Source organism: Nocardioides furvisabuli, assembly GCF_021083185.1.
Classification (GTDB): Bacteria; Actinomycetota; Actinomycetes; order Propionibacteriales; family Nocardioidaceae; genus Nocardioides; species Nocardioides furvisabuli.
This window is the reverse complement of record NZ_JAIGQB010000003.1, coordinates 249,389-272,185: the sequence shown is the minus strand read 5'-3', so window position 1 is coordinate 272,185 and position 22,797 is coordinate 249,389. Positions and strand designations below refer to the sequence as shown.

The following is a 22,797-nucleotide window of genomic DNA, read 5'->3' as shown; positions in this document are numbered from 1 at the left end:
ACGCGCGGGACCCCAGCTCGAATCACTGGTCGCGCGAGACCGTACGACGTCCCGGGGGCGTGTGGGAAGTCGACGGAGGCCGGTTCTCCACAGGCCCTGTGGAGAAGCTGGGTGCAGCCGTGGAGGACACGCTGACCGCGGTGCACAGACCGTGGACAGGCCTGTGGAGAAGGTCGGGGCGCAGATCCTTGCCAGCGCTCTGACCTGCGAAAACACCGTGCACACGCTGTGCAGGAAAACTATCTGCCCGCTCTGTGCGTTCACCTGTCCGCCATCTGGGAGACGCCTGGTGCTTTGTCGACACGGCTCCGTGACGCGGGATCACGTGGCCCTCATCCACATCGCCATTCACAGGTAGTCCGAACGAGCTATGTACACGGGTGGCCCGCGATCGTATGGCGCGCTCAGAGCTGCAGCAGCGTCCGGACCACGACGCCGAGGCCCACCGCGCAGATGCCCAGCGCGGCGCCGTACCGCAGGTAGGTGCGCACCTGGCCGCCGAGGAAGCCGCGGCGCAGGGCCAGGCCCTCGAGCCGCAGCACCAGGTCGCGGGCGAGCAGGCCGACCGCGGCGAGCGCGACGGCCATGCCGACACCGAAGGCCAGCACCAGCACGAATCCGAACCACGGACGCCCCAGGGCGACGGCGGCCAGGAGCAGCAGGAGGGCCGAGGGACTCGGGACGAGACCGCCGACCAGGCCCATCACCCAGACGCCCCCGCGGCCGGGGGTGGCCTCGGGCTCCACCGGGGCAGGCGCCTCGACCACGGCCGTCGCCGTGGGGGTCCCGGCCGGCGGGACCGGTGCGTGCCCGTGGTCGTGCTCGTGCCCGTGCTCGTGCTCGTGCCCGTGCTCGTGCCCGTGCTCGTGCCCGTGCTCGTGCCCGTGCTCGTGCCCGTGCCCGTGGCCGTGCCCGTGGCCGTGGCCGTGGCCGTGGCCGTGGCCGTGCCCCCCGCCCGACCGCAGCTGGGCCAGGAGGTAGAGCCCGAGGCCCACGATCAGCAGACCGGTCGCGAGGGTGAGCCAGGGATAGATCCGCGCCGGCACGAACGCGCTGCTCAGCGAGACCAGCAGTCCCAGCAGCAGCACCGAGCCGGTGTGCGCCATCGTCACCGCGCTGCCCACCGCGAGCGCGGAGCGGACCGAGGAGTCCCCGCGCTGGGTGAGGTAGAACGCCATGACGGTCTTGCCGTGCCCGGGCGAGAGCGCGTGCGTCGCGCCGAGGGCGAGCGCGGCGAGGGCGGCCAGGCCGGCGGCCAGCCACCCGTTGTCGCCGAGCAGGCCGGTGGCCCGCGCCGACAGCCAGGAGCCGCTGGACGCACCCGGGCCGTCGTCCCCGGTGCCGGGCAGCTCGCCGGAGGGACCACCGCCGGCGACGACGAGCGTCGCGGAGGTGACGTCCAGCGGGGACTCCAGCAGGTCCTCGGGGTAGGACGTCAGCCGTTCGCTGGTGCTGGCCGAGGGGACGTCCGCGCTGGTGAGCGTCATCCGGTCACCGACCGCGGTGACCTCGCGCCAGCCCACGGAGCCCGGGGCGGTCGAGTCCTCGAAGGTGACCTCGCCGGCGCCGATGTCGGCGGCGCCGGAGTAGCGGCAGGTGATCCGGGTGACCGGCAGCCCACCCTCGCCGTCGGAGACCGACGCGGTCGCGTCCTCCAGCTCGAGGCGTACGCCCTCGCCGCCGGCCGTGACGGCCAGCCCGTCGGTGGTCGTGGCGCACTCGCGCGCGGCCAGCGCCGGCAGGTCGTCGATCGCGTCACCGAGCTGGGCGGTCGGGATCTCGGCGAGGTCGACCACGTGGTCGACCTCGACCCCGTCGGGCGCGACGAGGATGCCGGTGTAGCGGTTCACCGTGAAGTTGCCGAGGGGGTGCGCCGAGGCGGGAACCGCGGTGACGACCAGGCACGCGAGGAGCGCGCCGAGGGCCAGCAGCAGACGGGCGAGGGTCCTCATCGGCCCGACTCCGGTCCCGGCTCGAGGCCGGCCAGCACCGTCTCGGCCTCCGCGCGCTGCCACGGCGAGAGGCCCGGGTCGAGGTCGAGCCCGCGGCGCAGGTGGGTGCGCGCATCCGCGGTCATCTGGAGTCCGGCCTCGATCGTGCCGCGATGGATCCAGAACCGTGCCTCGGGCGAGCCGAGCCGGGTGGCCTGCCGGGCGATCGGGAGTGCCTCCCGGTCGCGCCCGCTGCGGTGCAGCGCCCAGGCGAGCGCATCGGCGACGTGGACGCTCCGGCGCTGGTCCCACTCCGCCTGCGCCTGGGTCAGCGCCCGTTCGGCGGACCCGTGGTCGGCCTCGAAGAGGGCGGTCTCCAGGTCGGTGCCGACGCCGCTCGCGGAGAGCAGGTCGATGGTGGTGCGGACGACCGCGAACTGCGCGTCGGCCTCGTCGGTGCGGCCCAGGTGGAGCAGCAGCTCGCCGAGCTCGGTGAGGTACTCCGGCAGCGGCTGGCGCGCGGCCACCTCCTGCCAGGTCGCGACGGCAGCCTGCAGGTCTCCCTGCGCGACCTGGAGGCGCGCGGTCGAGACGAGGGCGGGCAGGTGGTCCGACACGGCCTCCTGCGCGACGGCGAGACGACGAGAGGCCTCGGCCAAGCGGCCCTGCTTGCGCAGGATGTCGGCGTACAGGGTGAGCGTGTAGGCCTGGTCGGCACGCGAGCCGACCTCGGCCGTGCGCCGCAGCAGCGCGCCGGCCCGGTCGAGGTCGCCGCGCAGCTCGAAGGCATAGGAGTAGCGGGCCGAGACGGCCGTGCTGGGCTGGAGCCGGTCGGCGGTGCGCAGCGCCTGCATCTGCTCGTCGTACCTGCCGAGCTCGTTGAGCGCGTCGACGCGCACGGCGAGGGCGCCGAGGTCGCGCGGGTTGACCGCGAGCGCCTCGTCGGCGCTCGCCAGCGCGTCGGTGAAGTCGTGCCGGGCCGCGGAGATCGCGGCACTGGCGGCCAGGGCGGTGAAGTTCTCGTCCGGCTCGAGCTCGAACGAGCGGGCGACGGCCTCGTCGGCCTTGTCGTAGAAGGTGGCGTTGCCGGACACGCGGGCCTGCTCGACGTACGCCACGGCGAGGTTCGCCCACGAGACGTGGTCGGCCGGCACCCGGCGCAGGGTGTCCTGCAGCGCGGCGATGCTGGCCTCGAGGTCCTGGCCGGAGTCGGGGACGACGCGCGGGACGGACGCCGCTGGCGGGGCGGTCGACGGTGACGACGTGGTGGCCACGCCGATGCCGCCGGAGACACCGAGGACGAGTCCGATGCCGATGACGATCAGGCTCCTGCGCACGGGGACGTCCTTTCGGTGGGAGTGGTGGTGCGGCTCGGCCGCGCGACGAGTCGCCGCGCGGCCGAGCCGGTGGTGCGGTCAGTCCTTGCGGGTGCGTCGTGCAGCGCCGCCGATGCCACCGACGAGGGCCAGCAGACCCACTCCGATGAAGGCGATGGCGCTCTGACGACCCGGGACCACGCTCTGCAGCAGGCCCTCGGACGAGGACTCCTTGTTCGCCGAGCCGCCCGCGGACGGGTGCGGGTCGGCGTTGCTGCCGCTGACCGGGAGGGCCAGGTACGGGAACGTCTTGTCGAACGGGTTGTCATTGATGTCGACGCCGTCCCCGAGGTCGTTCGGCGACCCGACGAGCTCGCCCTCGACGACCTGGAGCGCGATGTCGATGACGTCGTCAGCGAGTCGACGGCCGTTGGGGAAGCCCTGGTTGTCGCCACCGATCACGCCGAGCCGGTTCGGCTCCGCGGTGACGGGGGTCGACATGTTCAGGCGCAGCTGCTCGCTCGGAGTCACCTTGCCCTTGGCCTTGTTGAGGCCCTCGACACCCGTGAGGAACACCGACACGAGGTCGTTGCGCGGGGTCTTGGGCGCGTCGATGCCGTAGACGGCCTCGATCAGCTTGGGCAGCTCGGGGTTGGTGACGTACTTCAGCGCGGCCCCGTCCTGCGTGGGCTTGGAGCCGTTGAAGGCGTCCTTGAGCTTCAGCGGGATGACGACCTCGTTGACCAGCGGGTTGCCCAGGCGCGAGACCTGGACCCACTTGCCGTTGGCCGACTTCTTCTGGGTGGTCGTCCAGGTGCCGATGACCGGGTTCTTCTTCGCGTTCTGGTTCTTGGCGACCCACTTCTGGGGCACCTGGAGCGCGACCGACTGGACGTTGAAGCCGGCGAGCGTGTCGTCACCGGACTCCGAGAGGTCACCGCCGTAGAGCAGGTCGAAGACGCGCAGGTCGAGGAAGAACGGGTCCTCGGCCTGGCCGGCGAACGACTTCACGTTCTTGCCGACCCGGGTCGTCGCCTGGCTGCGCAGCTTGGAGTAGGCCGGCATCGACGCGGAGCCGATGTTGGAGGGCGCGACGCGACGCTTCTTGATGATCGTCTTCTTGCCCTTCTTGCCGATCCTCTGCAGCTTGTAGGTCTGGTAGTAGTTCAGGTCCTTGTCCTTCAAGGACGTGACCGGACCGGTGGCGGCGAGGAAGGTGTCCTTGGTGACGTAGTGGTCCTTGAAGGTCCACCGGAAGGTCACGTCGGGCTTGGCGTCGGCGTTGTTGTCGACGTGGATGTCGTACTGCGCGTCGGTCGCGAAGCTGTAGAAGTTCGGACCGCCGGCCGGCTCCTCGAAGGGCAGCCAGTTGGCGATCAGCGTCACGGAGTTCTTCTTCTCCGGGCTGCGGAAGGCGTACAGGTCGGTGCCGTCGTACTGCGGGGTGCCCGAGATGAGCGGCGCCTCGCGGTGGCTGGACGCGGTGGCGGTGATCGGACCGAGACCGGCGAAGCCGACAGCTGTCAGCAGTCCGCCGGTGCAGGCCAGGGCGATCGCCCCTTGCCGCTTGGTGGGTCGTGAGCGGGTCATCTGCACTACTCCTTGAGTTGGCCCGGGACGTCGACGAGCAACGCCTGTTCGGGCAGCCCGATACACCGTGAGGAGCCGGGGTGGCCTGTGTTCGGAATCACCAACAAACCGGATTGGTCGGGGGCGTGCCACCCCCTCAGGAGGCCGAGCCGTCCTTTCTCCCTACCCTGTGCCACGTGAAGGCCGTCGACCGGGAGATCCTGCGCCTGGCCGTCCCGGCGTTCCTCGCCCTCGTCGCCGAGCCGCTCTTCCTGATCTCCGACGCCGCGGTCGTCGGTCACCTCGGCACCCCCGAGCTCGCCGGCCTGGGGATCGCGGCGGTGGTCCTCCAGACCGTGGTCGGCCTCTGCGTCTTCCTCGCCTACGGCACCACCGCGAGCGTCGCGCGCCACCTCGGCGCCGGCGACCTGCGCGCCGCGCTCGCCCAGGGCGTCGACGGCATCTGGCTGGCGGTCCTCATCGGGACCGTCGCCACGATCGGCGGCGTGCTCCTCACCCCGTGGCTGGTCGGCGCCTTCGACACCGGCGCCGAGGTCGCCCGCCACGCCGAGACCTACCTGGCCATCGCCTTCCTCGGCACCACCCCGCTGCTGGTCATGCTGGCCACGACCGGCGTGCTGCGCGGGCTGCAGGACACGCGTACGCCGCTGAAGGTGGCCGTCGCCGGCAACGCGCTCAACATCGTCCTCAACGTCTTCCTCGTCCACGGCCTCGACCTCGGCATCGCCGGCTCGGCGATCGGCTCCGTGGTCGCCCAGGTCCTCTCCGCCGCATGGCTGGTGGCCGTGGTGGTGCGCGCCGCGCGCGAGCACGACGCCCCGCTCAGCCCGGACCGCGCCGGGATCCTCGCCTCCGCGCACGCCGCGATAGCGCTGGTGGTGCGCACCCTCGCGCTGCGTGCCTGCCTGCTCGTCGGGACGTACGCCGTCACCCGCGTCGGCACCGAGAGCACCGACGTCAGCATCGGGACCCACCAGATCGCCCTCACGCTGTGGACCTTCCTGGCCTTCGCGCTCGACGCCGTCGCGATCGCGGCGCAGGCGCTCACCGGGCGCGCGCTCGGCAGTGGCGACGTCGACAGCACGCGTCAGCTGACCCGGCGGATGGTCCGCTGGGGGTGGGGCAGCGGGATCGTCGCAGGCCTGGCGCTGGCCGCGGTGTCGCCCTTCATCGGCGCGCTCTTCACGAGCGACCCCGAGGTGCGCTCGCTGCTCGTCCCGGTGCTGCTCGTCGCCGCGCTCGGGCAGCCGCTGGCCGGGGTCGTCTTCGTGCTCGACGGCGTGCTCATCGGCGCAGGCGACGGCACGTTCCTCGCGTGGGCCGGCCTCGTGGTCCTGGCGGCGTACGCCCCTGCCGCGCTCTGGGCGGCCACGCTCCCGCACGGCCTGGTCGCCGTGTGGGTCGCGATGACCGTCGTCTTCATGGGCGCGCGCGGGGTGCTGCTGTCGTGGCGCGCCCGCGGGGACCACTGGCTCGTGACCGGGACGCCCGTGCCTCGTTAGACCCAGGACCGATGACCTGGGGGACCCGTGCACCGACACCGCACCGCCGTCCGACTGGCCCTGCTGACGCTGCTGGCCGGAGCGCTCGTGCCGATGGGCGCGGCCCCGGCCGTCGCGACGCCGGGCTGCCTCGACGAGACCCTGCCGCCGGGACCGGTCCCGGCGCTGCCGCTCTCCGACGGCTGCGACGACTCCACGCCGCCCGAGACCACGCTCACCGCCTCGACCACCCCCAACGCCGCCGGCTTCCTGGCCGCGTCCACGATGACCTTCACGGTCGGCGCGCAGGTCTCCGACGGCGACACCGGCCCCTTCGGCCTCGAGTGCACCCTGGCCGGACCCGGGCAGGCCCACGACTGGCGCGCATGCACCAGCCCCGTGACCTATGCCGGGCTGCCGGACGGCTCCTACGCCTTCCGGGCCCGCGCGGTCGACCTCGGCGACACCGCCCTCGACCCCGACAGCCCCCTGGCACCGGGCACCGTGGCCGACACCCCCGACCTGGACCCGACGCCTGCGAGGCTGACGTGGACCCAGGACAGCGCGGCGCCGTTCGTCTTCGTCACGAGCACGGCGTACGACGAGCAGACGCCGACCCAGCCCGTCGTCACCTCCGGCAGCATGCCGATCCGGATCAACAGCAGCGAGCCCGGCTCCACCTTCGAGTGCCGCGACAACGGCCGGGCGATCCCCTGCACCGGCGGGCGCTTCGAGCTCGCGACGCCCGGCGCGGGCCGGCACCGCTTCACCGCGCGCTCGGTGGACCGCGCCGGCAACGCCAGCGCGTGGTCGGAGCCCGTCGAGTTCTACGTCCCGACCGACCTCCGCCGGCAGCGCGGCTGGCGGACGGTCCGCGGCGACGGCTACTTCCGCGGCGCCGCCCTGCGGGCCACCCGCCGCGGGGCGCGTCTGGTGCTCCCTCGTGCGACGGTCGGTGAGCTGCGGCTGCTCGCCTCGACCGGACGCGGCTTCGGCACGGTGCGCCTGCGCGTCGGCAAGCGGGACTGGCACGTGGTCAGCCTCGCCGGCAGGACCGCCGCGATGAAGGAGATCACCGTCCTCGACCGCTATTCCGGTGTGCGCGCGGGCAGGATCGTCATCGAGTCGCTGACCGACAGGCCCGTCGTGGTCGACGCCGTGGTGGCACGGTCGAACAGGTTCCCGTCGGCGCAGTAGCACCCGCCCCAGTGACCGCTGTCGAGAGGTGCTCCTGCGTTACCTTCCGGTTACAGGACGTCTTACGTGCCGCGTTGCCGTTGACACCGGGGCTGTTGTGACTTGGGATACAGGGGTTCATCCTCGTCATCCACGAGCATCGTCGTACGCATTCGCTTTCGGGAGCGCGTCGTCGCGCCGTGGGCCCATCCTCCGAACGGGAGATCCGCGTGATCCGTCGTACCATCGCGGCCGGCGCTGCCACCAGCGTCGCTGCCGCACTACTCGTGCCGTGGGGGACGGCTGCCACCGCAGCCGACTTCGACCCCGGCACCGTCAAGCCCGAGCAGGCCACGCCCGCCACCGCCTTCGACAAGGGCACGGTGCTCGAGCTGGGCACCGGCAAGAAGGCCGAGACCTACATCGTCCAGCTGGACGCCCCTGCCGTGCCGACCCGCGACAGTGCCGAGAGCCGCGGCGGGGCCCGCGCGCAGTCGGAGTCGGCCTACCGATCGGAGATCAAGTCCGAGCAGACCGACCTGGTCTCCTCGATCTCCGAGGTCACCGGTGGCAGCGCCGAGGTGCTCTACCGCTACACCGAGGCGATCAACGGCATCGCGGTCACCCTGACACGCGCCCAGGCGCAGAAGGTCTCCCGGCTCGACGGCGTCGCTGCCGTCCAGGTCGACTTCGAGCGCGAGCTCACCACCGACGAGGGCCCCGAGTGGATCGGCGCCGACACCGTCTGGGACGGCACCAACGTCCCCTCCGCGTTCGAGGGCAACAAGGGCGAGGGCGTCATCGTCGGCATCCTCGACTCCGGCCTCAACCCGAGCAACCCGTCGTTCGCCGACGTGGTGCCCGTGGAGGACGGTGGCGACGGCTACGACCACACCAACCCGCTCGGCGAGGGCAACTACCTCGGCATGTGCGACCCCGACAACACCGCGCAGTACGTCGCTGCCTGGGGTTGCAACGACAAGCTGATCGGCTACTACAACTTCGAGAACCCCGCGGCCGGCGGCAACCCGTTCGACGACCCCTACGACGACGACGGCCACGGCAGTCACACCGGCAGCACCACGGCCGGCAACCAGGTCGACGCCACTGCGTACGCCGCCAAGGGAACCCCCAACGAGTTCTCGGTGACCTCGAGGATCAAGGGTGTCGCACCCCACGCCAACATCATCGGCTACGACGTCTGCGACGGCGGCTGCCAGGGCTACTCGATCCTGGCGTCCATCAACCAGGCGATCCTCGACGACGTCGACGTGATCAACTACTCGATCGGCTCGTCGGCCGCGTCCAACCCCTGGACCGACCCCGACGCCGTGGCGTTCCTCAACGCCCGCGAGGCCGGCATCCACGTCGCCACCTCGGCCGGCAACGCCGGCCCCGGTGCCGCCACCATCGGGAGCCCCGGCGACGTGCCGTGGATGACGACGGTCGGTGCGACGACGCACGACCGCAAGTACGTCGCCTCGGTCACCGACCTGGCCTCCGACGCAGGTGCCGGCCCCGCCGACATCGCCGGCGCCGGACTGTCCGGTCCCACCGACGGCGCCTTCCCGCTCGTCTACGCCGGCGCCGCGCCCTACGACAACCCGACGTGCGCCTCCGCCTACGACGCGCAGGGCGACCCCACGTGGGACGCCGACTTCACCGGCAAGATCGTGGTCTGCGACCGCGGCGGCAACGGCCGGGTCGAGAAGGGCGAGATCGTCGCCTTCCTCGGCGCCGAGGGCATGGTCCTCGCCAACGACCAGGCCAGCGGCGGCTCGCTCAACGGTGACGCCCACGCCCTCCCCGCAGCGCACATCACCTACGCCGACGGCCAGGCCCTCAAGCAGTGGATGGGCTCCGTCGTCGGCGAGCAGGCCGCGCTGTCCGGCTCCGTGGCCGACATCAAGGACGAGAACGGCGACATCATGGCCGCCTTCTCCAGCCGCGGCCCCAACCGCGCGGTGTCGATGATCAGCCCGTCCGTCTCGGCTCCCGGCGTGGACATCCTCGCCGCTGCCGGCGCTGAGGACGAGGTCGTCTGGGAGTTCATCTCCGGCACGTCGATGGCCAGCCCGCACACGGCTGGCGCGCTCACGCTCCTGCGGGGCATGCAGCTCGACCTCCCCGAGGCCGACCAGTGGAGCCCGGCCGAGGCGCAGTCCGCGCTGATGACCACCGCGGAGCGCACCGTCACCGACTCCGACGGCACCGCTGCCGACTGGTTCGACATGGGCTCGGGTCGCATCGAGCTCCGTCGTGCCGCCAAGGCCGGCTTCGTGCTCGACGAGGACCTCGCCGGCTACCAGGGCGCGAACCCCGCGATCGGCGGCGACGTCCGCGATCTCAACACCGCGAGCATGGCCGACGACGAGTGCCTGCAGTCGTGTGAGTGGACCCGTACGCTCACCGGCACCGCCACCGGCGCCGGCACGTGGACGGTCTCGGTCGAGAACCTCTCCGACGGCGTGACCCTCGAGACCGACGCCGACACGGTGTCGCTCACCGAGGGCGGCACCGCCGACGTCACCGTCACCGCGACGATCGACGCCGGGATGCCGACCGACGAGTGGCTCTTCGGCACCCTGGTGCTGACCCCGCCCGCGGACTCCGAGGCCCCCGAGGCGCACCTGCCCGTCGGCGTCCTGCCGTCGGCCGGCGTGCTGCCGAGCTCGATCGACATCACCACCCGCCGCGACGCGGGCTCCGAGGTGGAGTCGGGCATCGAGGCCATCGCCATCAGCGACCTGCAGGTCGACGCGAGCGGCCTGGTCCCCGAGGACCGCGTCGAGCTCTCGATCGTCGAGGACAGCACCAACACCGACCCGTACGACGGCAACGGCACGCGCGTCGAGATGCTCGAGGTGCCTGCGGGCGCCACGAGCCTCATCGCCAAGCTGGAGAACCCGACGGCGCCCGACTTCGACCTCTACGTCGGAAAGGGCGAGGTCTCCGCGGCCAACGAGATCGCACTCAGCGCGAGCGCGGGGTCGGACGAGGTCGTCGAGATCGCCAATCCCGAGCCGGGCACCTACTGGGTGCTGGTGCAGAACTGGGAGGCGTCCGCGGGCGGAGGCACCGACACCACCGACCTGGTGACCGCTGTGGTCGCCGGCGACGAGGGCAACCTGCGGGCCGAGGGCCCCGAGGGTTCCCTGCCTGCCGCCACGCCGTTCTCGATCCGCACCTTCTGGGACGAGGACGCCATGGAGGCCGGGCAGACCTGGCACGGCGCGCTCACCCTCGGCACCTCGCCGGCCACCCCGGGCGACATCGGTGTCGTCCCGGTGACGGTCGAGCGGATCGAGGACGACGTGACCAAGACCGCGGACGTGGCCGAGGCGGGACCGGGTGACACCATCACCTACACCGTCGAGGTCGCGCCCAACGTCACGCGCGAGGACCTCACCTACTCGATCACCGACACGCTGCCCGAGGGCACGACGTACGTCGAGGGCTCTGCCACCGACGGCGCCACCGTCGCGGGCGGGGTCGTGTCGTGGAACGGCGTCCTGGAGTCGACGTACGGCGAGGAGGGTTCCTACTCCTTCGCCACCAGCGCCGACGACGAGTCCTGCACCACGCCGTTCGGCGGATACCTCGACCTCGCCGAGCTCGACATCCTCGCCGACGACGCGATCACCGGTGACTCGGTGACGGTCGGTGCCTTCGGCACGGGCGACTTCGGGTTCTACGGCCAGAGCTACCGTGGCCTGAAGTTCGCCGACGACGGGTTCCTGGTCTACGGCGACGGCTACGGAGACCCGGCCGTGGACGAGCCCTATGCCGCCCAGTCCGTCCCGGACGTCGCCAAGCCCAACGGTGTCGCGGCGATGCTCTGGCAGGACATGGAGTTCCGCTACGACGCAGCCACCGGCGCCGGTGTCACCGTCGCCAGCACCGCCGGTGCGGACGGCTTCGACCCCGGCGAGCTCGGGATCATCGAGTTCGACGACATGCGCTACTGGAACAACGCGACCGGTACGTACGGCCAGCTCGACATGCAGGCGTGGGTGGAGGACGGCAGCAACGACCTCTGGTTCGCCTACGACAACATCTCCGCCGGCAACGGGGTCCTGCTCGGCGGCAACGCCGCCGCGCCGGTCACGATCGGCACCGAGAACGAAGCCGGCACGTCGGGTCAGGCCCTGGTCAACGCAGGCAACGCGGGGCCCGTCCTCGAGGACGGACTGGTCGTCTGCGCGACCTACGACGGTCCGGCCGCGGAGAGCGCCGGCTTCACCTACCAGGTGAGCGTGGACGGCGACGTCCATGAGCGCCAGCGCCTGGTCAACGAAGCGGTCCACACGACCAGCGACCCGGGTGCCAAGCCCGCGTCGGCGACCGCCACGGTCGTGGTCAAGGGTGCCTCCGAGCGCAGCGAGGTCGCGCTGTCGATCAACCCGGACCGCATCGAGACCGGTCAGACGACCGCGGCCACGGCCACGGTCTTCAGCGCCGGCGAGACGGTCGCGACGGGCACGGTCGAGTTCTGGGCGGGCGACCGCAAGGCCGGCACCGCCACCCTGGACGCCACGGGCAAGGCCACGGCCACGCTCAGCGGCTTCGCGACCGCCGGGACCATCCCGGTGACCGCGAAGTACCTCGGTGACGCCGCCAACCTCGCCAGCACCTCCGCGCCGGTCAACCTGGTGGTCTCGGCCCCGGGTGCCCCGACGCCGAAGGTGACGTCGCGGATCGACCTGGATGCACCGAAGGTGATCAAGAAGGGCAAGAAGGCCAAGCTCAAGATCGCCGTCTCCGCACGGAAGGTCGTGCCCACCGGCACGGTCGAGGTGACGGTCAAGGGTGCGCTGAAGAAGAAGACCTGGACGCTGACGCTCAACGAGTACGGCAAGGCCCGTCTCAAGCTGCCGAAGGCGACCAAGGTCGGCAAGATCAAGGTGAAGGTCGAGTACCTCGGTGACGCCGCGGTGCTCGGCAGCAAGGAGAAGGTGAAGATCAGGGTCGTCAAGGACTGATCGAGGTGAACCTCACCTGATCCACACGGAGGGGCCGTCGGTGTTCGCACCGTCGGCCCCTTCGTCGTGTGCGGAGCCTTGCTGAGCGGAACGCTGCCGGCGGTCCGCCCGTCAGACTGGGGTGATGCACGCAATGCGCCGCTTCCCGCTGCTCCTGGTGGTCCCCCTCCTGGTGGCAGCCTGTGGCGGCACCACCCAGCCCCCGAGCGCCGAGGAGACAGCCGTGGACACCAGCCCTTCGTCGAGCCCCTCGTCGCCTCCGCCGTCGAGCGCACCGACCGACGTCGTGCGGGCGGTCGAGGACCTCTCCGCCACCCTCGGTGTCGCCACCGACGAGGTGGAGGTGGTCTCCACCGAGGAGGTCACCTGGCGTGACGGCAGCCGCGGCTGCGCGCAACCGGGGATGTCCTACACCCAGGCGCTGGTCGACGGCCTCCGCATCACGCTCCGCGCCGGCGGGCAGACCTACGAGTACCACTCCGGCGGGAGCCAGCCACCCTCGCTCTGCGAGGAGCCCACCGAGTAGGAGACGCACGACGGCCCGCCACCTCCGAGGAGGTGGCGGGCCGTGGTGCGTGCGTCAGTCGGGGATCAGGCCTGGACGACGTTGAGCGCCACCGTGGCGGACACCTCGTCGTGCAGCTTGACCGACACCTCGTGGGCGCCGAGCGTCTTGATCGGGTTCGTCACGACGATCGTGCGGCGGTCGACCTTCTCACCGGAGACCTCGGTGATCGCGTCAGCGATCTCCGAGGTGGTGACGGCGCCGAAGAGGCGACCGCCCTCGCCGGCGCGGACCTTCACGTTGACCGCGTTGGCCTCGAGCTTGGTCTTGACCTCCTTGGCGTGGTCCGCGTCGCGAACCGCACGCGCGGTGCGGGCAGCCTTGATCGACTCGATGGTCTTCTCGCCGCCACGGCTCCAGCGGATGCCCAGGCCACGGGGAACGAGGTAGTTGCGGCCGTAGCCGTCCTTGACCTCGACCACGTCGCCGGGGGCGCCGAGGCCGTCGACTTCCTGCGTCAGGATGAGCTTCATGTCTCGTGCTCCTCTCAGCGACCGGTGGACGTGTAGGGCAGCAGGGCGAGCTCGCGCGCGTTCTTGACGGCGATGGCCACGTCGCGCTGGTGCTGGACGCAGTTGCCGGTCACGCGACGGGCGCGGATCTTGCCGCGGTCGGAGATGAACTTGCGGAGCAGGGTGGTGTCCTTGTAGTCGACACCGGTCGCCTTCTCCTTGCAGAACTGGCAAACCTTCTTCTTGGGCTTGCGCAGAATTGCCTTGGCCATTGTGGTGCTCCCTTTCAGTGAGCCCGGCCCTGAGGCACGTCAGGGACGGAATGGTGATGGATGTGTTGCTCGATCCCCCGGGGACCGGGTCCGACGGGTCAGAACGGAGGCTCGTCGTTCCCGCCGGACACCCCGGGCGTGGCCCACGGGTCGTTCGGCGGGGCGGACTGTCCGCCGCCCTGGGGCTGGCCGCCCTGGGGCTGACCGCCCCAGTTGCCGCCACCGCCACCGGACTGCGAGGGCGCAGGGCTGGCCCACGGGTCGTTGCCGGCCGGCGCGGACTGACCGCCACCGGTGCCGCCACCCGAGTAGCCGCCGCCACCGCCGCCGGACCGGGTCGTCTTGGTGACCTTGGCCGATGCGGAGCGCAGCGACGGGCCGACCTCCTCGACGTCGATCTCGAAGACGGTGCGCTTCTCACCCTCGCGGGTCTCGTACTGACGCGACTTGAGGCGACCCTGGACGATCACGCGCATGCCCCTCTGGAGGGACTCGGCGACGTTCTCCGCGGCCTGCCGCCAGACAGCGCAGGAGAGGAACAGCGTGTCGCCGTCCTTCCACTCGTTGCTCTGGCGGTCGAAGGTGCGCGGGGTCGACGCGATCCGGAAGTTCGCGACGGGTGCCCCCGAGGGGGTGAACCGCAGCTCCGGGTCGTCGACCAGGTTGCCGACGACGGTGATCGTGGTCTCGCCTGCCATGTCAGGTCTCCTCAGAATGTCCTGCTGTGCCGGTGGGTCCGGGGGGTGCTCCCGGTGCGCTGCCCATCAAACAGGCAGCGACCGACAGCGGGAAGTGTCTTTCCACAGATGCCGCGAGGCGATCAGTGGGCGTCGGGACGCATGACCTTCGTGCGCAGGATCGACTCGTTCAGCGTGAGCTGGCGGTCGAACTCCTTGACCGTCGCGGGCTCGGCCGTCAGCTGGACGACGGCGTAGATGCCCTCGGCGTTCTTCTTGATCTCGTACGCCATCCGGCGACGACCCCACACGTCGACGGACTCGACCGAGCCGCCGTCCTTGCGGATCACGTTGAGGTACTTGTCGAGCGACGGCTCGATGGTGCGCTCGTCGAGACTCGGGTCGAGGATGACCATCACTTCATAGGCACGCATAGCGGTCTCCACCTCCTCTGGGCTAGAGCGGCCACGGGCTTTCCGTGGCAGGAGGGACTGTGCGTTCGCGGCGCAGGTACGACGTTGGGTCGTGGCGCCACGTTCGTGCTGTGTCGCCCGGAGGCAACCGGAGAAAGATACCAGCGGGCGGGCCACCCGTCGGAATCGTTGGGGAGGACGGCCCGCCACCCCTGTGGACGAGCCCGGCGGAGCGGGCCGGTGGGGCGCTAGCGTCGAACGGTGGCAGCAGCACCGTCCCGCACCTCCACCGTCGTGGCGGGGCGCTACGTCCTGCTCGACCAGGTCGGCACCGGCGGGATGGGCTCGGTCTGGAGGGCGTACGACGAGCGCACCCGCTGCCACGTGGCGGTGAAGGTGCTCGGCCGGCACAGCTCGGCGCTCCTGGCGCGCTTCGTGCGCGAGCAGGCGGTGCGCGTGCGTCACCCGCACGTCGTCGCGCCCCAGGGCTGGGCGGCCGAGGACGACCTGGTGGTGCTGGCCATGGAGCTGGTGGCAGGAGGATCCGTCGCCGACCTGCTGCGCGAGCACGGTCCGCTCGACACCGGCACGGTCGCGCTCCTGCTCGAGCAGCTGCTCACCGGCCTGGCCGCCGTGCACGCCGCCGGGCTGGTGCACCGCGACGTCAAGCCCGCCAACCTGCTCCTCGAGGCCACCGGTGAGGACCAGCTGCTGCACCTGCGGCTCGGCGACTTCGGTGTGGCGGCCCCGATCGCCGACCGCCGGTTCACCACGGTCCCCGGGGCGATCGGCACCGACGGCTACATGGCTCCCGAGCAGGCGCGCGGCGCGCCGCCCGAGCCCACGCAGGACCTCTACGCCGTGGGCCGGGTGGCCCTCGAGCTGATCACCGGCCTGCCGCCGGCCCACCAGGGCGACGTCCCGTCCCACCCGCTCCGACCGCTCGTCGAGCGGCTGCTGGTGCCCGACCCCGAGCAGCGCCTGGCCACCGCGGAGGCGGCGCTGCGGCTGCTGCGCCGGCTACCGGTGCCGGACGCGGACCCGCCCCCGGTCCCCGACCGGCTCGGGCCGGCCCCGCGTCGTCGGGGTGCGCCCACGCTCCCCGCCGACGTCGACTGGGCGGCCTGGGCGGCGGTGGCGGGCCTCACCGCCGTGGTCGCCGGGTGTCTGTGCGTGCTCCTAGGCTGGACACCATGAACGCGCAGCAGTCCGCACTCCCCGTCGGGGCACACGTCGACCAGACCGACCCGGTCGCCGAGGCAGTCGCCCGTGGGACGTCGCTGGTGCAGTTCTTCCTCGGCGACCCGCAGGGCTACAAGGGGCCAGAGGTGCGCTTCGAGGGCGGGCCCGCCGCGCTGCGTGCCGCGGCCGAGGAGGCGGGTGTCGACCTCTACGTCCACGCCCCCTACATCGTCAACGTCGCCACGACCAACAACCGCATCCGGATCCCGAGCCGCAAGCTGCTCCAGCAGCACATGGACGCCGCGGCCGCGATCGGCGCGAAGGGGCTCATCGTCCACGGCGGCCACGTCAACACGTCCGACGACCCGGCCGTCGGCTTCGACAACTGGCGCAAGGCGATCGAGGCCACCGACCTCCGGATCCCCCTCCTCATCGAGAACACCGCCGGCGGCGACAACGCCATGGCCCGCCACCTCGACCGCATCGCCGGGGTCTGGGACGCGATCTCCTCGGCCGAGGGATCCGAGCAGGTCGGGTTCTGCCTCGACACCTGCCACGCCTGGGCCGGAGGCATCGAGCTCGGCGACGCGGTCGAGCGGATCCGCGCGATCACCGGGCGCATCGACCTGGTGCACGCCAACGACTCCCGCGACGACTTCGGCTCCGGCGCCGACCGCCACGCCAACTTCGGCCAGGGCCGGCTGCCCGCCGACGAGTTCGCCGGTGTGGTCCGCGAGGCCGGCGCCCCCGTCATCTGCGAGACGCCTGGGGGCGCGGCCGAGCACGTCGCCGACTTCGCCTGGCTCCGCGAGCACCTCTGAGGTGCACGCGGGGTCCGCAGGAACTTCCTGACAGGAGTTCCGCCCGGCGTGCAACCGAAGCGGGCCGCCGCGCGTCTGTAGTCACGAAGGGGCCAGACACGTACGGGGGTCGTGCCTGGCCCCTTGTAGCCTTCTCGGGGTGACGACCCCCCTGACGCTGCGCCCGATCTCCGCGGACGAGCACCGCGACTTCATCGCCGGCCGGTCGTCCGCCAGCTTCCTCCAGACGCCCGCCTGGGCGAGCGTGAAGTCCGAGTGGCGCTCGGAGTCGGTGGGCTGGTCGCGCGGCGGCGAGCTGGTCGGCGTCGGCCTCGTCCTCTACCGCCAGCTTCCGAAGGTCAGGCGCTACCTCGCCTACCTCCCCGAAGGCCCGGTGATCGACTGGTCGGGAGACGACCTCGAGGCCTGGCTGACCCCGCTCGTCGCGCACCTCAAGGCGCAGGGCGCCTTCGCGGTCAGGATGGGTCCGCCGGTGGTGACGCGCCGCTGGTCGGCCCAGCAGGTGAAGGACGGCATCGCCGACGAGTCCGTACGCCGCCTCGGTGACGTGCCTCCCCTCGAGCGGTCCCAGGACGGCGCGTGCGTGATCGCCCAGCTCCACGAGCTCGGCTGGCAGCCGCAGGGCACCGAGGGCGGCTTCTCCGCCGGGCAGCCGCAGTTCAACTTCCAGATCCCGCTCGTCGACGCCGAGGGCGCGCCGCGGACTGAGGCAGACGTCCTCTCGGGGATGAACCAGCTGTGGCGCCGCAACATCAAGAAGGCCGACAAGGCCGGCGTCGAGGTCGCCCTGGGCGAGCGCGGCGACCTCAAGGCCTTTCACGACCTCTACACCCACACCGCGGAGCGCGACCGCTTCACCCCGCGGCCCCTGTCCTACTTCGAGACGATGTACGACGCCCTGGGCGCCGAGGACCCCGACCGGGTCCAGCTGTGGCTGGCGCGGCACGAGGGCGACCTGGTCGCGGCGACGATCGCGATCCGCGTCGGCACCCACGCCTGGTACTCCTACGGCGCGTCGTCGACCGAGAAGCGCGACGTCCGCGGCTCCAACGGCGTGCAGTGGGCGATGATCCGCCACGCCCTGGCCGCCGGCGCCCACGTCTACGACCTGCGCGGCATCACCGAGACCCTCGACGCCGACGACCCGCACGTCGGGCTGATCCAGTTCAAGGTCGGCACGGGCGGCGAGGCGGTCGAGTACGCCGGCGAGTGGGACCTGCCGATCAACCGGGCGATCTACAAGGCCTTCCAGCTCTACCTCGCGCGGAGAGGGTGAGGAGCCGATGAGCCTCACCCTGACCGTCGACGGGGAGCGGTGGCGCGCCCACCTCCTCGCGACCGCGACCAAGAACCCCGGCATCGTCCCGGTGGCCAAGGGCAACGGCTACGGCATGACGCTGGGCCGGCTCGCGCGCCGCGCCCAGTGGCTCGCCGACCACGCCGAGCAGACCGGCGCCCCGCTCGACCTGCTCGCGGTCGGCACCTACGACGAGGTCGAGCAGGCCACCAGCCGCTACGACGGCGACATCCTGGTGCTCACCCCGTGGCGTCCCTTCGGCGCCGCGCTCGCCCTCGACCCGCGGATCGCCTCGCGGGTCGTGCACACCGTGAGCCGGCCCGAGGACCTGACCGCCCTCCGCGCACACCACCCCCGCGCACGCTTCCTGCTCGAGCAGCTCACCTCGATGCGACGCCACGGCATGACGCGCCGCGAGCTCGCGGCCGCCGCCGAGGCCATCGGCGATCACGGGCACTCCAGCGGGCTGCGGGGCGTGGCTATGCACCTGCCCCTCAACACGACCTCCCACCTCGGTGAGGTCAGCCGGCTGATCAACGACATCGTCGCCTCGGGCCTGACCACCCGCACGGTCCTCGTCTCCCACCTCACCCACGCCGAGCACGACCGGCTGGCCGCCACCTATCCGGATTTCACCGTCCGGCCCCGCATCGGCACCGACCTCTGGCTCGGCGACCGCGGTGCGCTGAAGGTCGGGGCCACCGTGCTCGACGTGCACGAGGTCGAGCGTGGCGACACCTTCGGCTACCGCGGCCGCAGCGCGCCCAAGCACGGCCACATCGTGGTGGTGAGCGGCGGCACCGCGCACGGCATCGGCCTCGAGGCACCGACCGGCGACCAGTCGCTGAAGGCGCGGGCGGCGACCCTGGCCCGCGGCGGCCTCGACGCCGTCGGCTTCGTCCGCTCGCCCTTCTCCATCGACGGCAAGCAGCGGCTCTTCGCCGAGCCCCCGCACATGCAGGCCTCGATGCTCTTCGTGCCCTCAGGGGCGCGGGTGCCCCGCATCGGCGAGGACATCGAGGTGCGGGTCCGCTTCACCGCGACCGACTTCGACCGCGTCGTCATCAGCTGAGGCGTCGCGCAGCACGGCGACCACCAGCCACACCAGCCCGGCCACGCGCAGCACGACCGCCAGCCAGTAGGCCCGCGCGTCGTCGGCGATCGTCGGCACGAGCGCCTGCCCGACGTACCACCCGGTGATGACCCAGCTGAGCAGGTGCAGGGACTGCCACACCAGCAGGTCGCGCCAGCGGCGTACGGCGATCGCGGCCAGCGGCAGCACGAGCAGCGCCGACTCCGGAGGAGCCGACGGCGCCACCACGAGCGCCGCGGCGAGCAGCACCAGACCGGCGCGGGCAGCGGTGACCGGGCCGGGGCCGGCACGACGCACGAGTCGCCAGACCGCCATGCCAGCGAGGGAGAGCACGAGCAGCTGGGCGACCGTACGCGTGGCGCGGGACTCCCCGAGGCCGGACTGCTCCAGCAGGAGCCAGATCGAGCCGAGGTCGGGGTCCTCGGTGGTGCCGCGACCCGGCAGCGTGACCACGACGTACGCCGCTGCTGCCGCGACGAGGGCCTCGATCCGGTCGCGCAACCGGCCACCGACGGCGACCACGCCGAGGAAGGCCACCGCGACCGGGAGCGCGAACGCCGCACCGATGCCGGCGCCGACCCCGGCCACCCGGGCGCGGCCGGTGGTCCAGCCCCACAGCAGCACCGCGACGCCGGCGGCCGCGACGAGCTCCCACGAGAGCCAGTGCACGAGCAGGACCGGGCCCAGGGCCCAGCCGGCCGCGGCCCACGGTCGACGGGAGTCGGTCCGCGTCAGGAGCGCGGTGGCCAGGAGGGCCAGCGCCGCCAGCAGCACGGCGAGCGCGGCGGTGGTCGCGACGGTCCCGGTGCCCGGACCGAGGGCGGCCAGGCCCTCGAGCCACGCGGTGACCCGCGGTGGGGTGGAGGCGTCGACCGGGGCGCCGGCCAGGTCGCTCCAGCAGAGCTGGGCGAAGGGTTGGTCGGCCTTGCTCCACCCTGACGGCACGCAGGCGCCCTTGCTGAGCATGCCGGCCGCCAGGACCACGCCGGTCACGCCGAGCAGGACCCGTGGGGCGTCCCACCACCGGTGGCCGGCGGTGTGGTCGCCGACGGGCCCACCGACGACCTCCGACATGGCTGCCACGACCGGGTCGGTGCGACTCGGCGCGTCACGGTCGTGGGAGTGGCCGCCGGCGTGCAACGCCGACCTCAGGGCCTGGTGTCGATCGCCGCCGGGCGCTGCTGGACGCGTCCGACCGGCGTCGGCGTCTCCGTCGGCGGCGGGGGCACCGGGGTCGTGGGCGCCGGCGTCGGGACCGGCGTCTCCGTCGGGACCGGCGTCTCGGTGGGCACCGGCGTCTCCGTCGGCAGCGGCGTCTCGGTCGGCGTCTCGGTCGGCTCCTCCGTCGGGATCTCGACCGTGGGCGTCCTGGTCGGCGACTTGGTGGGCTGCGGCGTGGACGGAGGCGGCGGCGGCGGGGTGTACTCGTGGCCCTCGGACGGTGCGTCGCCGTCGACGTAGACCGGCTCCGGGAAGTCCTCGACCTCCATGCCCTCCATCACGCGCTGCATGATCGCGGTCCAGGTCTTGGCGGGGTAGTTGCCGCCGAAGTATCCCGACTTGCCGTCCGAGCTGGTGGGCAGCCACAGGTCGGCGCCATCGGGTCGGGGCACGTCGAGGGCGGCACGACCCTTGCCCCGGACGTACATCACCGCGGTGGACATCTGGGGCGTCATGCCGACGAACCACGAGGACGAGACGTCGTCGTCGCCGTTGGTCGCGGTGCCCGTCTTGCCCGCCGCCGGACGTCCGAGGGCGAGGGCCTCGGTGCCCGAGCCGGACTGCACCACCTGCTGGAGGGAGTAGGTCACGTCGGCCGCGATGTCGGGGTCGACGGTCTCCTTGCTGCGCTTCTTCGCCTCGTAGAGGACCTCGCCGTTCTTGTCGACGACCCTCTTCACGACGTGGACCTCGTTGCGCACGCCCTCGTTGGCGAGCGTGGCGTAGGCGTTGGCCATGTTGATCGGGCTGACCTGGGCGGTGCCGAGGGTGACGCCGACGTTCTCCTGGAAGTCGATGGAGCGGCGCGGGATGCCCCACTTCTGGGTCTCGTTGCCCGGGATGCCGAGGTCCTCGGCGGCCTGGATGACCTTCTGCGGGCCGTCGTCCATCGCGTCGACCATGTCGACATAGGCAGTGTTGATCGAGTTCTCGGTGGCGTCGAGCATCGACACGGCCGAGCCGTAGTCGGTGTCGCCCTGGTTGCCGAACTCCGTGCCGGCGATGTCGATGGGGCTGTTGCCCTCGAAGGTGTCGTTGAGCGAGAAGCCGTCGCGGATCGCGGCCACGTTGGTCGCGGCCTTCATCGTCGACCCGGACATGCCGCCGGCCTCGGCCCAGTTGATCTGGGACTCGAGGTAGTCCTGGCCACCGTAGAAGCCGAGCAGCTCACCGGTGCTGGTGTCGACGGTCGCGGCCGCGACGTGGAGGTCCTTGTTGCCGGCAGGGCCGGGCATCCCGGCGTCGGGGCGCTGCTCGGTGACAGCCTCCTCGACGTCAGCCATCACCTGCGGGTCGAAGGTGGTGGTGATGCGCAGACCGCCGCCGTCGATCTCCTCCTCCGAGGCGATGCCGCGAGCGAGGATCTCCTTCTTGACCAGCGCCAACATGTGGCCCTTCTGGCCGCCGAACTGGCTCGCGGCCGCGACCTTCGGGAACTTGGGGAGGCGCTTGAGCGCCTTGTCCCGCTCCTCGGTGGTGATGGAGCCCATCTCGGCCATGCTGTCGAGGACGTACTCGTAGCGGACCTTGAGGTCCTCCTTGGCCTCCTTGCCGTTGGCCGGGTCGTACCTCGTCGGGTTGTTCAGCACCGTGGCCAGGACCGCTGCCTCGCGGAGGGTGAGCTCGCTGGCCGGGTGGTCGAAGAACGCCTTCGAGGCGGCCTGGATGCCGTAGGCACCGCGGCCGAAGTAGATGGTGTTGAGGTAGCCCTCCAGGACCTCGGACTTGCTGAGCTGCTGCTGGATCTTGAGCGAGACGACCGCTTCGCGGATCTTGCGCTTGTAGCTCTGCTCGCTGGTCAGGTAGAGGATCTTCACGTACTGCTGGGTGATCGTCGACGCGCCCTGGCGGTCGTTGCCGCGGGCGTTGGAGAAGAACGCGCGGAGGATGCCCTTGGGGTCGATGCCCTTGTCGGTCCAGAAGGTCTGGTTCTCCGCGGCGACCACGGCGTCCTGCATCGTCTGCGGCATCTCGGCGAGCGGGATGGACTCGCGGTTCTGGTCCTCGTAGTAGGTGCCGAGCTGCTGCTTGCCGTCGGTGTAGTAGACGAAGGTCGTCTGCGCCTGGAACGCCGAGTTGGGCGTGGGGATGCTGATCGCCTGGTAGAGCACCACGACGACACCGGCCAGGACGAGGGCGCCGACCACGCCGAGGACCGCGAGGACCTTGGCGACCTTGGCCGCGCGCTGCTTCGGCGTACGCCGCGCCTGGGGCCGTCGGGTCTGTGCCGGTCCGGTGGCTCTCCGCTTCTTCTGAGTCACCGCGCAAGCGTACGGGGACCGGTGGACCATCCTTGATTCGTCACCGTCGGATATATCGCTACGATAG

The 22,797-nt window shown here is 71.7% G+C and carries 17 protein-coding genes; 8 read left to right on the top strand and 9 right to left on the bottom strand.

Going from position 1 to position 22,797, the window contains the following annotated elements; all coding sequences use genetic code 11:
- Positions 1-404 precede the first annotated feature (404 nt).
- The 3 genes from K4G59_RS07700 to K4G59_RS07690 all read right to left on the bottom strand — a co-directional run bounded on the left by K4G59_RS07700 (position 405) and on the right by K4G59_RS07690 (position 4,837).
- Positions 405-1,952 (bottom strand): HoxN/HupN/NixA family nickel/cobalt transporter, encoded by a 1,548-nt coding sequence (locus K4G59_RS07700; RefSeq protein WP_231250374.1) that lies wholly within the window; start codon positions 1,950-1,952, stop codon positions 405-407.
- The gene (locus tag K4G59_RS07695; RefSeq protein ID WP_231250373.1) at positions 1,949-3,268 is read right to left on the bottom strand and encodes a tetratricopeptide repeat protein; all 1,320 of its coding nucleotides are present in this window, start codon (positions 3,266-3,268) and stop codon (positions 1,949-1,951) included. The genes K4G59_RS07700 and K4G59_RS07695 overlap by 4 nt, the downstream gene beginning before the upstream one ends.
- Before the next feature lie 78 nt (positions 3,269-3,346).
- Positions 3,347-4,837: a DUF4331 domain-containing protein gene (locus K4G59_RS07690; protein WP_231250372.1), complete on the bottom strand. Its 1,491-nt coding sequence runs from the start codon at positions 4,835-4,837 to the stop codon at positions 3,347-3,349.
- A 176-nt stretch (positions 4,838-5,013) separates the two neighbouring features.
- Between K4G59_RS07690 and K4G59_RS07685 the strand changes: the two genes are divergently transcribed.
- From K4G59_RS07685 to K4G59_RS07670, 4 genes are all read left to right on the top strand, one after another.
- On the top strand, positions 5,014-6,339 hold the full coding sequence (locus K4G59_RS07685) for an MATE family efflux transporter (protein ID WP_231250371.1): 1,326 nt from the start codon (positions 5,014-5,016) through the stop codon (positions 6,337-6,339).
- A gap of 27 nt (positions 6,340-6,366) precedes the next feature.
- Positions 6,367-7,515, top strand: a complete 1,149-nt coding sequence (locus K4G59_RS07680; protein ID WP_231250370.1) for a hypothetical protein — start codon at positions 6,367-6,369, stop codon at positions 7,513-7,515.
- A 209-nt stretch (positions 7,516-7,724) separates the two neighbouring features.
- Positions 7,725-12,476, top strand: coding sequence for a S8 family serine peptidase (locus K4G59_RS07675; protein WP_231250369.1), 4,752 nt, complete (start codon positions 7,725-7,727; stop codon positions 12,474-12,476).
- A 124-nt stretch (positions 12,477-12,600) separates the two neighbouring features.
- The gene (locus tag K4G59_RS07670) at positions 12,601-13,002 is read left to right on the top strand and encodes a DUF8738 domain-containing protein (RefSeq protein ID WP_231250368.1); all 402 of its coding nucleotides are present in this window, start codon (positions 12,601-12,603) and stop codon (positions 13,000-13,002) included.
- A 65-nt stretch (positions 13,003-13,067) separates the two neighbouring features.
- On the opposite strand, the gene rplI is transcribed toward K4G59_RS07670, so the two are convergent.
- From rplI to rpsF, 4 genes are all read right to left on the bottom strand, one after another.
- Positions 13,068-13,514: a 50S ribosomal protein L9 gene (gene rplI / locus K4G59_RS07665; protein ID WP_231250367.1), complete on the bottom strand. Its 447-nt coding sequence runs from the start codon at positions 13,512-13,514 to the stop codon at positions 13,068-13,070.
- Positions 13,515-13,528: 14 nt separating this feature from the next.
- A complete protein-coding gene (gene rpsR, locus K4G59_RS07660; RefSeq protein ID WP_056603689.1) occupies positions 13,529-13,765 on the bottom strand; it encodes a 30S ribosomal protein S18 in 237 nt (78 codons plus the stop codon).
- Between the two features lie 98 nt (positions 13,766-13,863).
- Positions 13,864-14,463: a single-stranded DNA-binding protein gene (locus K4G59_RS07655; protein ID WP_231250366.1), complete on the bottom strand. Its 600-nt coding sequence runs from the start codon at positions 14,461-14,463 to the stop codon at positions 13,864-13,866.
- A gap of 122 nt (positions 14,464-14,585) precedes the next feature.
- Positions 14,586-14,876, bottom strand: coding sequence for a 30S ribosomal protein S6 (gene rpsF, locus K4G59_RS07650; RefSeq protein ID WP_129479120.1), 291 nt, complete (start codon positions 14,874-14,876; stop codon positions 14,586-14,588).
- A gap of 240 nt (positions 14,877-15,116) precedes the next feature.
- Between rpsF and K4G59_RS07645 the strand changes: the two genes are divergently transcribed.
- The 4 genes from K4G59_RS07645 (at position 15,117) to K4G59_RS07630 (ending at position 19,227) form a co-directional block, all read left to right on the top strand.
- The gene (locus tag K4G59_RS07645; protein ID WP_231250365.1) at positions 15,117-16,052 is read left to right on the top strand and encodes a serine/threonine-protein kinase; all 936 of its coding nucleotides are present in this window, start codon (positions 15,117-15,119) and stop codon (positions 16,050-16,052) included.
- Positions 16,049-16,858, top strand: coding sequence for a deoxyribonuclease IV (locus K4G59_RS07640; RefSeq protein WP_231250364.1), 810 nt, complete (start codon positions 16,049-16,051; stop codon positions 16,856-16,858). The genes K4G59_RS07645 and K4G59_RS07640 overlap by 4 nt, the downstream gene beginning before the upstream one ends.
- Before the next feature lie 139 nt (positions 16,859-16,997).
- Entirely contained in the window at positions 16,998-18,134 is a 1,137-nt protein-coding gene (locus K4G59_RS07635) for a lipid II:glycine glycyltransferase FemX (protein WP_231250363.1), read from the top strand.
- Positions 18,135-18,141: 7 nt separating this feature from the next.
- Positions 18,142-19,227: an alanine racemase gene (locus K4G59_RS07630; RefSeq protein WP_231250362.1), complete on the top strand. Its 1,086-nt coding sequence runs from the start codon at positions 18,142-18,144 to the stop codon at positions 19,225-19,227.
- On the opposite strand, the gene K4G59_RS07625 is transcribed toward K4G59_RS07630, so the two are convergent.
- Positions 19,138-20,331 carry a glycosyltransferase family protein gene (locus tag K4G59_RS07625; RefSeq protein WP_231250361.1) on the bottom strand — a complete coding sequence of 398 codons (1,194 nt, stop codon included), beginning with the start codon at positions 20,329-20,331 and terminating at the stop codon, positions 19,138-19,140. The two genes, K4G59_RS07630 and K4G59_RS07625, sit on opposite strands and share 90 nt — an antisense overlap.
- 65 nt (positions 20,332-20,396) lie before the next feature.
- Entirely contained in the window at positions 20,397-22,730 is a 2,334-nt protein-coding gene (locus tag K4G59_RS07620) for a transglycosylase domain-containing protein (RefSeq protein ID WP_231250360.1), read from the bottom strand.
- Positions 22,731-22,797 lie beyond the last annotated feature (67 nt).

Excerpts from the sequence above, each read along its gene's own strand:
- K4G59_RS07700 (WP_231250374.1), bottom strand. The coding sequence starts at position 1,952 with ATGAGGACCCTCGCCCGTCTGCTGCTGGCCCTCGGCGCGCTCCTCGCG.
- K4G59_RS07690 (WP_231250372.1), bottom strand. The coding sequence starts at position 4,837 with ATGACCCGCTCACGACCCACCAAGCGGCAAGGGGCGATCGCCCTGGCC.
- K4G59_RS07670 (WP_231250368.1), top strand. The coding sequence starts at position 12,601 with ATGCACGCAATGCGCCGCTTCCCGCTGCTCCTGGTGGTCCCCCTCCTG.
- rplI (WP_231250367.1), bottom strand. The coding sequence starts at position 13,514 with ATGAAGCTCATCCTGACGCAGGAAGTCGACGGCCTCGGCGCCCCCGGC.
- rpsR (WP_056603689.1), bottom strand. The coding sequence starts at position 13,765 with ATGGCCAAGGCAATTCTGCGCAAGCCCAAGAAGAAGGTTTGCCAGTTC.
- K4G59_RS07655 (WP_231250366.1), bottom strand. The coding sequence starts at position 14,463 with ATGGCAGGCGAGACCACGATCACCGTCGTCGGCAACCTGGTCGACGAC.
- rpsF (WP_129479120.1), bottom strand. The coding sequence starts at position 14,876 with ATGCGTGCCTATGAAGTGATGGTCATCCTCGACCCGAGTCTCGACGAG.
- K4G59_RS07640 (WP_231250364.1), top strand. The coding sequence starts at position 16,049 with ATGAACGCGCAGCAGTCCGCACTCCCCGTCGGGGCACACGTCGACCAG.
- K4G59_RS07630 (WP_231250362.1), top strand. The coding sequence starts at position 18,142 with ATGAGCCTCACCCTGACCGTCGACGGGGAGCGGTGGCGCGCCCACCTC.